This is a genomic window from Streptomyces sp. GESEQ-35, from assembly GCF_017948485.1.
Taxonomy (GTDB): Bacteria; Actinomycetota; Actinomycetes; order Streptomycetales; family Streptomycetaceae; genus Streptomyces.
This window is the reverse complement of sequence record NZ_JAFFSX010000012.1, coordinates 22,887-35,133: the sequence shown is the minus strand read 5'-3', so window position 1 is coordinate 35,133 and position 12,247 is coordinate 22,887. Positions and strand designations below refer to the sequence as shown.

At 70.7% G+C, this 12,247-nt stretch carries 9 protein-coding genes; 2 read left to right on the top strand and 7 right to left on the bottom strand.

Annotation, left to right across the window (positions count from 1 at the left end):
• Nucleotides 1-19: 19 nt before the first annotated feature.
• The 4 genes from KCH87_RS23440 to KCH87_RS23425 form a co-directional block, all read right to left on the bottom strand.
• Nucleotides 20-1,579 (bottom strand): LCP family protein, encoded by a 1,560-nt coding sequence (locus KCH87_RS23440; RefSeq protein WP_210588184.1) that lies wholly within the window; start codon nt 1,577-1,579, stop codon nt 20-22.
• Nucleotides 1,580-1,661: 82 nt separating this feature from the next.
• Nucleotides 1,662-3,398: an LCP family protein gene (locus KCH87_RS23435; protein ID WP_210588183.1), complete on the bottom strand. Its 1,737-nt coding sequence runs from the start codon at nt 3,396-3,398 to the stop codon at nt 1,662-1,664.
• Between the two features lie 228 nt (nt 3,399-3,626).
• A complete protein-coding gene (locus KCH87_RS23430) occupies nt 3,627-4,880 on the bottom strand; it encodes an LCP family protein (protein ID WP_374199021.1) in 1,254 nt (417 codons plus the stop codon).
• 140 nt (nt 4,881-5,020) lie between these two features.
• Nucleotides 5,021-5,776 (bottom strand): TIGR03089 family protein, encoded by a 756-nt coding sequence (locus KCH87_RS23425; protein ID WP_210588181.1) that lies wholly within the window; start codon nt 5,774-5,776, stop codon nt 5,021-5,023.
• Nucleotides 5,777-5,916: 140 nt separating this feature from the next.
• Here KCH87_RS23425 and KCH87_RS23420 point away from each other — a divergent pair, with 140 nt between their 5' ends.
• Nucleotides 5,917-7,302, top strand: a complete 1,386-nt coding sequence (locus KCH87_RS23420; protein WP_210588180.1) for a peptidoglycan recognition protein — start codon at nt 5,917-5,919, stop codon at nt 7,300-7,302.
• Nucleotides 7,303-7,439: 137 nt separating this feature from the next.
• Nucleotides 7,440-8,522, top strand: coding sequence for an NDP-sugar synthase (locus KCH87_RS23415; protein ID WP_210588179.1), 1,083 nt, complete (start codon nt 7,440-7,442; stop codon nt 8,520-8,522).
• 249 nt (nt 8,523-8,771) lie between these two features.
• On the opposite strand, the gene KCH87_RS23410 is transcribed toward KCH87_RS23415, so the two are convergent.
• The 3 genes from KCH87_RS23410 to cofD form a co-directional block, all read right to left on the bottom strand.
• On the bottom strand, nt 8,772-9,791 hold the full coding sequence (locus tag KCH87_RS23410) for a DNA-3-methyladenine glycosylase (RefSeq protein WP_210588178.1): 1,020 nt from the start codon (nt 9,789-9,791) through the stop codon (nt 8,772-8,774).
• A 183-nt stretch (nt 9,792-9,974) separates the two neighbouring features.
• Nucleotides 9,975-11,285 (bottom strand): coenzyme F420-0:L-glutamate ligase, encoded by a 1,311-nt coding sequence (locus KCH87_RS23405; protein WP_210588177.1) that lies wholly within the window; start codon nt 11,283-11,285, stop codon nt 9,975-9,977.
• Nucleotides 11,282-12,241, bottom strand: coding sequence for a 2-phospho-L-lactate transferase (cofD, locus tag KCH87_RS23400; protein ID WP_210588176.1), 960 nt, complete (start codon nt 12,239-12,241; stop codon nt 11,282-11,284). The genes KCH87_RS23405 and cofD overlap by 4 nt, the downstream gene beginning before the upstream one ends.
• Between the last annotated feature and the right edge of the window lie 6 nt (nt 12,242-12,247).

Sequence of the window (12,247 nt, the reverse complement as noted above, 5' to 3'; positions counted from 1 at the left end):
GAGGCGCGCAGCGTTCGAACTACCAGCGGTAGGGCGCGTACACGTCCATGCACTGCTTGGTGTCCGAGCCGTTGATCTCGTCGGAGTTGCCCGGCAGGTCCCCGGCCTCGGGCGTCGACTCCTTCGGATACGCCGTGCCCGTGCGCCAGTCGGCGCCCACGACGACGGTGACGCCGGAGACGTCGGTCGACCTCTTCACCGAACTCAGCGGAATCCCCAGGGACTTGGCGACCGACTGGGCGTCGCCCTCCAACTCGGCGCTCGGATAGCGCACGACGGTCTGCCCCTCGGAGAGCGCGGCGGAGGCGTCCGCCGTGGCCCTGGTGAAGCCCTCGCCCACCAGGGTCCGGGCGACCGCGCCGGCCCGGCCGCCGACCGGGGCGAGGGTGGAGGACCGGGTGGCGTTCTGCACCAGGACGCCGATCTCGTCCTTGTCCGCGGCGGGGTCGGCGGAGGCCTTCTCCTTGGCCGCCGGCTTCTTCTCCTCGGCCTTCGTGCCCTTGTCGTCGAAGGGCACGTCGTCGCGGAGCATCGTCCAGATCTGCTCGGCGTTCGTTCCGTCGGGGAGCAGGTGGTCGCTGTCCTGGTCGTCCTGGACGGTCGGCATGGTCGTCATGGTGATGCGGTCGGTCGGCACCGTCCTGAGCTGCGTGCCCAGGTCGTAGAGCTTCTTGACCGTGCCGATCTCCTCGGAGACCTTCAGGGACCTGGTGGCGGCCTCGGCCAGGTTCATCAGCCGGCCGGTGTCGGTGAAGACGTTCTGCTGCTTGAGCGTGCGGATCATCGAGTTCATGTACATGTGCTGGGCCCGGGCCCGCAGCGGGTCGCTGCCCCAGGCATGCCGGGTGCGCAGCCACTGGAGCGCCTGCTTGCCCTCGACCTTCTTCCGGCCGGCCGTCAGCTTCAGACCGGAGCCGCCGGGCACACCCGGCAGCGGGCGGTCCCACACGTTCTGCCTCACACAGACCTCGACGCCGCCGATGGCGTCCGCCATGCTCACCACGCCCGCGAAGTCGATGGTCATCCAGTGGTCGATGTAGACCCCGGTGAGGTTCTGCCAGGTGGCCAGCGTGCAGCCGGCCCCGCCACGGGCCAGCGACTCGTTGATGATCGTGTTGGTGGGCGGAAACGTCTGGCCGGTGTCGGGGTCCTTGCACTCGGGGATGTCGACCCGGGTGTCCCGCGGAATGCTCACCACCGCGGCGCTTCTGCGGTCCGCGGACAGGTGGATGAGCATCTGCACATCGCCCAGCGGCGGGTTGCCGCGGGTGTCCCTGCTGCCGCCCAGCGCCACGTTCTCGTCGGAGTTACGGCTGTCGGAGCCGATCAGCAGGATGTTCAGGGGTGTCTGCCCGGCGGCGTTCGCACCGGCCTTGTGCACCTTGGAGTCGCCGCTGGCGCGCTCGCCCTTCTCGATGTTGCCGTTCAGATGCCGGTAGTAGAGGTATCCGGCGCCGGCCGTCCCCAGTATCAGCACCGACAGCGTCGTCGCGGACCATCTGAGTACCCGGTGCCTGCGTTTGGGACGCCGTCGGTGTGCGGGTGGCGTCTCCTCCTTCTGCACATCGCTGAGCGTCATCCGCTGTTTCCCCCACCCTTGCGCCAATGGAACGGGCCTGTCCTACGTCCTGTGAGACGTAGGACAGGCCCGTCAGGTCAACTCACTTGGCGCATTCGACCTTGTCGGCGGTGGATTTCTGCACGCCCTCCGGCGTCGACCCCGAGGAGGAGTTGAGCTTCACGCCCGCGCCCTTGAAGTCCTTGCCCAGGGTGAGGGCCATCGTCGGCAGGCCTTGGGAGTTCTCCACGCTCTGGCCCGGCTTCATCGCCGAACCGGACAGGCCCATGATGTCCGCGAGCCTGCGGGCCTGGTCGGCCTGGTCGGGGGCGTACTCGAGCGTCGTCTTCGCCAGGTCGGCGTCGGCGTTGCCGGCGTTCTCCGACTTCAGTACGCCCGCCTCGTTCTGAAGGTACTCCAGCTCCGCCTGCGCGCTGCCTGCCTCGGCACCGCCGTTGAGGACCTGCACCCGCACCTCGGAGGCGTCGGCCTTGGTGCCCTTCAGCCGGGCGGCCACGGCGGCCGCCTCCTTCTTCTGCTGCGCCTTGACCTCGGTGAACGACACATCGTTCTTGATCATGTCGAAGACCTCGGGCGCCGTCGTGTCGTTGACGACGACCGTCGCCTTCACCTTCTCCGCCGGGTTGTCGATCACCGGCACCGTGGTGAAGGTCAGGTTCTTGGTGTTGAGCTTGCCCAGCTCCAGACCGAGGTCCTTCAGCTTGCCGATGCTGTCGAGCTTGGAGTCGACGGTCAGCGCCTTGGTGCCCGCCTCGGCCAGCTTGATCATCTTCGACGGGTTGGTGAGCGTGTCGTTGGACTTCAGCTTGCGCATCAGCGAGCTCAGGAACTGCTGCTGAAGCTCGATCCGGCTCAGGTCGCCGCCGAAGCCCACCGAGTGCCGGGTGCGCAGGAAGGCGAGCGCCTCCTCGCCCTCGATGGTGTGCGTGCCCTTCGACAGCTTGAGCTTGGAGTCCGGGTCGTCGATGTCCTTGGCCAGACACACCTCGACGCCGCCCACCGCGGAGGTCAGCGTCTTGACCGCGTTGAAGTCGGCGACCATGAAGTTGTCGGGCGTGATCCCGGTCAGCTCGGTGACGGTCCGCATGGTGCAGCTGGGCGTACGTTCGTCCTGGCCGAGGCTGGTGTTGAAGCGGACGCCGTCGGTGCCCGGGATGGTCTTCGTGGTGCCGTCCGCCTGTGTGGTCGGGCAGTCCGGGACGTCGGTGATCAGGTCGCGCGGGATGCTGAGCGCGGTCGCGTTCGTCCGGTCCTTGGAGACGTGCAGCAGGATCGTGGTGTCGGCGTGTCCGACGCTGCCGGAGTCGCCGTAGCTCTCGTTGCCCGCACCGGTGCGCTTGTCGGTGCCGATCAGCAGGATGTTGATCGCCTTGTCCTTGCTGAAGCCGCCGGTGCTCGCGCCGTCGTCGGAGACAGCGGTGATGTTGTCGTTGAGGTGCTTGATGTAGAGGTACCCGGCGCCCGCGGCGGCCAGCACCACGAACGCCATGGTGCCGCCGGTCCACATCAGGACCTTCTTCGCCTTCGACTTCTGCTGCTTCGCCGGCCGCCGCCCTCGCCGCCCGGGCAGCGGCTCCTCGGGCGGCGCCCCACGACGCCTGCGCTGCGGCGGGACCGTACGGCCGGGGGCAGCGGGGGATGCCGTGCGGCTGCGCGGAGTACCCGCTGCCGCGCCCGGGGCAGGTCTACGGGGCCGGGGAACCGCCGACTGCGGAGCGGAAGGGGTCAGTCGCAGTTCGTATTCGCCAGTGTTCGGATTGAGCACCCACTGGTCTGCGGGATCGACGTTGTCCGCCCGCCCTCGGCCTTGCGCGTCCACGGTTGTCCGAATCCTCCGTCGGGGCGCGGCGCCCCACCCCCATAGGCGCCCGGGTTTCTTACAAGCAGTGCGCGCGACCCCGGGACTTCACCTCGTGGTCGGGCGCACTGAAGCGCTCACACTAACCGCCCAGCTCAGCGTCGAGCGACGGCGGTGACACATTCCACGCCCTACAACCGGTCATTCCGCCCATTTCCTTGAAAGCTGTTGCTGGGCTTTGCGTTGGCTTTATTCGCAGGTGTCCTCGTCGGCAGTGGTCCCGCTGAAGGTGGGCGCGGGCGAATCGGCGGCGACGGGCCCTTCGGGCCGCCGCGCATCGGACTTTCCGTCGTCCGGCCCATACGCGGAGTAGCCGTCGTCGGCGTCGGTGCGGCCCTTTTCGTCGGAATCCCGCGGAACCTCCCCGGCGATCACCACCGGTGTGTCCGTGCGCAGCCGCTCGAACAGCTTTTCCGCCTCGGGCTCCACCAACTGGTCTCGATTGGCGTTGTAGACATACGACTCCCGCGGAACGGTCAGGAATTGCACACGTTCGGTGGGGATGTCGCGCACTCCGCGAACGAGTTCGTACAAACCGCGCAGGCTGGCCAGTCCCGGGTCCGTGGTGAGCGACGACGTGGCGGCGTCCAGTACGGGATAGAGCTTCACCGGATTCAGCAGCACGTCATTGCTCTGCACCTTGTGGACGAGCGCGCCGAGAAAGCGCTGCTGACGGTTCATCCGGTCGGTGTCGCTGCCATCGCCGAGCGTCTTTCGGGCGCGGACGTACCCGAGTGCCTGCTCACCGTCGAGCGTCACCTTGCCTGCGGGCAGCCGCAGTTTTGCGTCCTTGTCGCGGATGGGTTCCTTGAGGCAGATCTCCACCCCGTCGACGGCGTCGACCATCTCCTTGAACCCGTCGAAGTCGACGACCATGTGATGGTCGATCCGAATGCCGGTCAGTTTCTCCACGGTTCGGATGGAGCAGGCCGAACCACCGGTCTGGAAGGCGTAGTTGAACATCGCGAACATCGGCTCGGTCCGGCTGCCGTCCCGCCGCAGACAGGCGGGCACGTCCACCATCAGATCGCGGGGCAGCGAGACGGCGGTGGCGCTGCGCCGCCCGGCGGACAGGTGCAGCAGGATGGTGGTGTCGGACCGCTCGGTCCCGGAGTCCTTCCCGTACCGCGAGTTCCCGTCCCCGGCCCGTGAGTCGGACCCGATGACCAGCAGGTTCATCGCGCCCTTGACGAGGGCGGTGGGCCGCTCCTTCTCGTACCGCGCGAGCTCGGCCGCGGCCGCCTGGTCCGACGTGATGTTCCCGTCGAGCTTGGCGTAGAGGGCCCACAGGCCCCCGCCGGCGGCCAGCATCACCGCCCCGACTCCGAGAGCGGTGCCACGCACCCAACGCCGCCGGCGCCGCCGTATCAGCCCACTCCCGGTCGCCGACGCCCCCGCCGCCGGCCCGGGGGCCCGGGAGGGCGTACCTACGCTGTCGCTCACGTCTGGTCCACCCCTCATGGCGTACGGGCGCCTGCGAACGTGTCGTGCGGCTGCTGCTACGACCATCGCGTGGATGGGGGGCCGGGGGCGGGTTGGGCTGGGCCGAACGGGGGACAGGGGCGGTGGGGCCGCTGTCCGCCCTACCTCGCCGTCGCCGTGACCCGCTCGCTGTCGATCCGCTTGGCCAGGGCCTCCTCGCCCAGTTCGCCCAGATGGCGGCAGAGCACCACGGAGCCGCCGGTGGCCAGCGGCCCGTACAACCCGGCGTTCAGCCCGTCCCAGGTGTCGTACGGCAGACCGGACAGGATCCGGGACGTCGGCCCCGTCAGCCCCAGCCCCGTCGCCTCGTCCCGGGCCCGCTCGACCACCTCGGCCCCGCTGAACTCCCGCCCGGCCACGATCAACGCCGGCTCCTCCGGATCGACCGGTGCGAACGGCACGAAACGATCGCCCTGCCCCGGGACCTCGACGGCGTAGTCGACGAAACCCTCCGGCGGCTGCGGAAAGCGACCGCCGAGCGGCCGCAACGCCAGCGCGACCCGCGTCCCGGAACACGCCCGCGCCGCGTCCAGCGCGTCCGGCCCGCTGACCACCGCATCGGCCGCCCCGGGGTCGCCCCCCACGTCCGCGATCACGCCCACCGACGCACAGGCCAGCAGCCACGCCGCCGTCTGCCAGTGCGCGGGCAGCAGCAGGGCGACCCGGTCGCCAGGTTCCACGGACAACTCGCCCTGGAGCAGATTCGCGGTCTTGGCCACCCAATTGGCGAAGGTGGCCACGGACAATTCGACTCGTTCCCCCGTGGCGTCGTCGTAGAAGGTCAGCAGGGGGCGTCCGGGATCCGCGGCGAGCGCGGAACGCAGCAGGTCGGCAGGGGTGCGATCGGTGGCGTTCACCCGCGCAAGCGTACGCGCGCACGCGGGCGTGGACCCAACACCCGGCGCACGCCCGCACCACCGATTCGGCCCAACGTCAGCCGACGGTCCGTCAGTTCCCCGTTGGACAGATATGAATACATATGTCCAACATCAGGAGCATGCGTGGATTCCTTGCTTCCTCGATCGGCGTCACCTGCGCGGCCGCCCTCGCCCTCCCGCTGACCCCGCCCGCAGGCGCGGCGGCGGGACCGGCGTCGAGCACGAAGGCGGCCAGGACCGTCGCCCGGGCGGCCGAGCCGGACGTCCCCGGCAGCACCCAGTCCCTGCCCCTCGTCCCCCTCAACGGCAACCGCACTCTCGGCCCCACCGCCGAACAGGGCCTGCCCCGCCAGGACGTACGGCGCTTCTCCCTCGTCGGCGTCGTCTGGGACACCCCGGACACCGAACTCCACGGCCGCGTCCAGGTCCGTACGAGAGAAACCGGTACCGGCACCTGGTCCGGCTGGCAGGACGTCGAGACGCACAACGGCGAGCACGCCCCCGATCCGGACACGGCCGAGGCCGCCGAGAGCCGCGTACACGGCGCCACGGCGCCGCTGTGGGTGGGGGACTCCGACGGAGTGGAGGTACGCGTCAGCGCGGAGACGCACCCCGCCGAACCCGACCGGGCCGGCGACGCCGCCACGGCGCTTCCCCCGGGCCTGCGCCTGGAACTCGTGGACCCGGGCCAGGATGCGGTGCGGGAGGACGGGGGCACCCTCCCGCCGGCCACCCGCAACACCACCGCACGGGACGCGGACACGACGACGGACGACGCCAACGCCGACCTCGCACCCCTCGGCGCCACCGAGATCCCGGAACTCAGCCGCAAGGAGACCGAGCGGGAGCTGCACGCGCTGCACGCCGCCGAACTGACGGACGAGCAGCGGGCGAAGCCGTACATCGGCCCGCGTCCGCGCATCGTCACCCGCCGCGGCTGGGGCGCGAACGAGAGGCTGCGCGACAAGAAGGTCGTCTACACGAAGAAGGTGAAGGCGGCCTTCGTGCACCACACGGGGACCGGTAACAAGTACCGGTGCTCACAAGCCTCCTCCGTCATCCGCGGTATCTACCGCTACCACGTCAAGAGCATGGGCTGGCGCGACCTCGGCTACAACTTCCTCGTCGACAAGTGCGGGAAGATTTACGAGGGCCGCGCCGGGGGCGTGGCGAAGGCGGTCCTCGGCGCTCACACCCTCGGGTTCAACACCAACAGCATGGGGATCGCCGCCCTCGGCACCTTCGGCTCCGCCAAGCCGCCCGCCGCCTCGGTGAAGGCGATCGCCCGGCTCACGGCCTGGAAGCTCGGTCTGTACGGCGCGAATCCGCGCGGCAAGACATACCTGAAGTCGGGCGGTGGCAATCTCTACCGAAAGGGAAAGAACGTTCGGTTGAACGTGATCTCCGGCCACCGGGACGGCTTCGACACGGCGTGCCCGGGACGGCAGCTCTACCGGAAGCTCGGCTCCGCCCGCTCGACGGCGGCCCGCTACCAGGGCCGCTGAACCAAAGCGCATGAATGAAACGTCTGTGAACAGGGGACGGAACGGCGCACGGCCGTCGCAGGCGTGCCGACAGGTCTGCATACACTGGCCGGTCGAAAGACAGTTCGGCCGGTCCCGGCAGGAAGCAGAGACGACAGGTGACAGAAGCGATCCTCCTGGTCGGCGGCAAGGGCACTCGGCTGCGTCCGCTCACCGTGCACACGCCCAAGCCCATGGTCCGCGCGGCCGGGGTGCCCTTTCTCACACACCAGCTGGCGAGAGCGAGAGCGGCGGGTGTCGACCACATCGTGCTGGCGACTTCCTACCTGGCCGAGGTCTTCGAGCCGCACTTCGGTGACGGCTCGTCCCTCGGCCTTCATCTGGAGTACGTCACCGAGGAGGAACCGCTCGGCACGGGCGGCGCGATACGCAACGTGGCGAGCCGTCTCCACTCCGGCCCCGACGACCCGGTCCTGATCTTCAACGGCGACATCCTGACGGGCTTGGACATCAGGGCGCTGGTGGAGACCCACAGGACGACAGGCGCGGACGTCTCGCTCCACCTCACGAAGGTGACGGACCCGCGTGCCTACGGCCTGGTCCCCACGGACGAGACGGGCAGAGTCCTGGCCTTCCTGGAGAAGCCCCAAACCCCCGAGGAGATAGTCACCGACCAGATCAACGCAGGGGCGTACGTCTTCCGCCGCTCGCTCATGGACACGATCCCTGCGGGCCGCCCGGTGTCGGTGGAGAGGGAGACATTCCCCGACCTCCTCTCCGCGGGAGCCCACCTCCAGGGGATGGTCGACTCGACGTACTGGCTGGACCTGGGCACGCCGGCGGCCTTCGTCCGCGGCTCGGCGGACCTGGTCCTCGGCCGAGCCCCGTCCCCCGCCATCCCCGGCCGCTGCGGCGACCGCCTGATCCTGCCGACGGCACGGGTCGCCCCGGACGCGAAGCTCACGGGCGGCACGGTGGTCGGCGAGGGCGCGTACGTCGCCGAAGGCGCCCGGGTCTCCGGCACGACCATCCTCCCCGGCGCCGTCATCGAACCCGGCGCCGTGATCACCGACTCCCTCATCGGCACCCACGCCCGCGTAGGCGAACGCTCCATCCTCACCGGCACCGTCATAGGCGACGGCGCCATCATCGGCGCCGACAACGAACTCTCCGACGGCGCCCGAGTCTGGTGCGACGCCCAAATCCCAGCAGGCGCCCTGCGCTTCTCCTCGGACCAGTGACCCAACACCGGACCGACTGACCAACTCAGCCGGTCCGGCGTCTGAGGACGGGTGCTGCCGTCCCGAGCGCCCTGCCCACCCGCTGGGGGTTGGCTTCTCAATGCCGGTTCGTGCATTTCAGCCCGTCCGGCGTTTGAGGACAAGGCCCTTCGGGCCGATGGCGGGGGTCCGGGGGCGCAGCCCCCTGGGACGGGACGGGTAAGGGCGGCGGGGGCGGAAACCGTGACGGTCAGATCGGCGCCGGGGACGTCACAACCGCCCGATGTCCCCCCTCGGCATCCGCGGAGCGCGCCGCGGCGGCGTCCGCCCGCTCAACAGAATCAACCGAGCCGCCCGATGCCGCTGCCCCGCATACGGCTCCAGCAACTCCAGCATCACGGAGTCATCCGCATCCCGATCCCCGGCCAGCGCCCACCCCACGATCCCCGGCAGATGCAGATCCCCCACAGTCACCGCATCCGCCGCCCCATGACTCCGCTGCACGGTCTCCGCCGACGTCCACGGCCCCACCCCCGGCACGACCTCCAACCGAGCCTGCGCCGCCTCCACCGACATCCCCACCGCCTCCTCCAGCCGCGCAGCAACCCGCACGGCCCGAAGAATCGTCGACGCCCGCTTGTTGTCGACCCCGGCCCGATGCCACTCCCACGACGGAATCAGCGCCCACGTCCGCGCCGCCGGCATCACCCACATCCGCCCGCCGGCCGGCCCAGGCCCAGGCCCCGGCGCCGGCGCCCCGAACTTCCGCACCAGAATCCGCCACGCCCGATACGCCTCATCGGTCGTGACCTTCTGCTCCAGAACCGACGGAATCAACGACTCCAGCACCAGCCCGGTCCGCGTCAGCCGCAACCCCGGCCGCCGATGCCGCGCCAACGCCACCAGCCGATGCCGCGGCTCGAAGACGGACGGATCGTCGGCGCCCCCGAGCAACTCCGGCAACCGCTCCAGCAGCCACTCACCCCCCGGCCCCCAAGCCTCCCCGCACACCTCACCACCGCGCACCGCGACCCGCAGCGTCCCGGGCCCGGCCGGCGTTCGGGTGGCCCGCCACACGGACCCGTCCGGCGCCGCCCGGAACGTCGGATCCCCCGGCCCCCGCCGCAACGGCCCCAGCACCAGCCCGAGGTCGAGTGGCCCGTCCGGCACCCACGTCCGCACCCGCCCGGGCGCCGGCGCCTGCCGCGGCACACTCGCAGCCCCGGGCACGGAAACATGCCCACCGCGCACAGTCGTACGCGTGGGCCGGGGAGCGAAACGTCCTGCCACGGATGAGGTCCTAGGGGTACTGGAGAAGCCTTACGAGACTAGGCGGTACATACGACAACGACGCGGACAACGCCCCAAAGGGGCGCGGGGCTGTGTCGATATGCGGCTCCGCCGCGTGGGCGCGACGAGCCACGACGGCGCCGCAGCCGACCGACGCCCCCTCGCGGCACCACCAGTGGAGCGTCACCGCACCTCGATGAACGCCCCCGCATCCCGCTCCGGCCGAGGCCGCGGTTCCTCGGCCGGATGCCCGACCGCCACCGCCCCCATCGGATCCCAGTGCTCCGGCAGCCCGAGCACCTCCCGCACGACCTCCCGGCAGAACATCGTCGACGACACCCACGCCGACCCCAGCCGCTCCCCGGCCAGCGCGACCAGGAAGTTTTGCACGCCGGCCCCGGCGGCGACCACGAACATCTCCCGCTCGGCCCCGTCCCGCCGCACGTCCCCGTACGTGTGCGACCCGTCCATCACGAGACAGGGCACCACCAGATACGGCGCGTTCCGCAGCACATCCCCCCGCCGCACCCGCTTGGCGATGGACTCCTCGCCCTTCCCGTCCCGCCGCAGGTCGGCGATCCAGGCATCCCGCATGGCGTCCAGCAGCCCGGTCCGGGACTCCGCCGACTCCAGCAGCACAAACCGCCACGGGGTGGTGTGGTGCGGCGCCGGCGCGGTCACCGCCGCGGCGACAGCCCGCCGTACCGCCCCCGCGTCCACCGGCTCGTCCGTGAAGGCCCGTACCGTACGCCGCTGGGTCACCGCCTCCCGTACCGCCTCGGAGGTGCCCAGCCGGAACATGTCGTCGCGCGCACCGCGCACCATGGCCCGCGCCCCCTCCCCGTCGTCCTCGTCGACCACATGCGGCAGTCCGCGCACGACCGCGACAGGCAGCCCCTCGGCCTTGCCCTTGACCAGGTCTCCGGCGGCGGCCAGCTCATCGGCGGTGGCCACGACGGTCGCGCTGAGCGGATTGCCGTACGCGTCCGTGCCCCCGCGCAGATCGTCGAGCACGCGCACGCCGGCCGCGCCGATCGCGACGTCCGTGAGCCCCGTACGCCAGGGGCGCCCGAAGGTGTCGGTGACGACGACGCCGATGGTGACGCCGAGCGCGTCCCGCAGCCCGTCGCGGATCGCCCGCGCGGACGCGTCCGGGTCGTCGGGCAGCAACAGCACTGTTCCGGAAGGGGTGTTGGAGGCGTCGACCCCGGCGGCGGCCATGACGAGGCCCTGCCGGTTCTCGACGATGCGCAGGGGGCCGCGCCGGGCCACGATCCGTACGGTCTCGGCGTCGATGGCGGCTTCCCGGTCGGCCGCCTCGACCACCCGGCCCTCCGCCTTGGACACGATCTTCGAGGTGACGAGCAGCACGTCCCCGTCGGCCAGCCCGGGTTCGGCGGCGGCGATCAGCTTGGCGAGGTCGTCGCCAGCAGCCACCTCGGGAAGGCCGGGAACGGCCCAGACTCTGTAGCCGTCGTCAGGTGCCGCGCTCATGACGCCTGTACCTCCGACGCGAGGGTCAGCGCCTCCCGGGCCATCTGGGTGGCCGAGTCGAGGTCGGTCATCATCAGCGGCACGGCCCGGCAGCGGATGCCCGCCGCCTCGACGCGCTCCACGGAGTCCACGTCGACGGTGTCGACCAGCCAGCCGTCCAGCAGCCCCGAGCCGTAGTGCTCGGCGACCGCCGCGGCCGTCGACTCGACGCCGACCGCCGCGAGCACCTTGTCGGCCATGCCGCGCACGGGCGCGTCCCCGACGATGGGGGAGAGGCCGACGACCGGCACCCCGGCGTCGGCGATCGCCTCACGGATGCCGGGCACGGCGAGGATCGTGCCGACGGACACGACCGGGTTGGACGGCGGGAAGAGGATGATGTCCGCCTCCGCGATCGCCTCCAGGACACCCGGCGCGGGCTTCGACTGCTCCGCGCCCACCGGCACGACCGCCTCGGCCGGCACCGACGCCCGCAGCCGCACCCAGTACTCCTGGAAGTGGATGGCCCTGCGCTCGCCGTCGACCTCGACGGCGACATGCGTCTCCACGCGGTCGTCGGTCATCGGGATCAGCCGTACGCCCGGCTTCCAGCGGTCGCACAGCGCCTCGGTCACCGCGCTCAGCGGATACCCGGCGCCGAGCATCTGCGTCCGCACGATGTGCGTGCCGAAATCCCGGTCGCCGAGCCCGAACCACTCGGGTCCGACGCCGTACGCCGCGAGCTCCTCCTTGAGATGGAAGGTCTCGTCGGCCCGGCCCCAGCCCTGCTCCTCGTTGATGCCGCCGCCGAGCGTGTACATCACCGTGTCGAGGTCCGGGCAGACCTTCAGGCCGAAGAGGTGGATGTCGTCCCCGGTGTTGCCGATGACGGTGATGTCCGCGTCCGGCACGGCCTGCATCAGACCGCGCAGGAACCGGGCACCGCCGATGCCGCCTGCCAGAACCACAATGCGCATGGGAGC

Bases quoted from the DNA above. Each gene is read 5' to 3' on its own strand.
- cofD (WP_210588176.1), bottom strand. From the start codon at position 12,241: ATGCGCATTGTGGTTCTGGCAGGCGGCATCGGCGGTGCCCGGTTCCTG.
- KCH87_RS23440 (WP_210588184.1), bottom strand. From the start codon at position 1,579: ATGACGCTCAGCGATGTGCAGAAGGAGGAGACGCCACCCGCACACCGA.
- KCH87_RS23405 (WP_210588177.1), bottom strand. From the start codon at position 11,285: ATGAGCGCGGCACCTGACGACGGCTACAGAGTCTGGGCCGTTCCCGGC.
- KCH87_RS23420 (WP_210588180.1), top strand. From the start codon at position 5,917: ATGCGTGGATTCCTTGCTTCCTCGATCGGCGTCACCTGCGCGGCCGCC.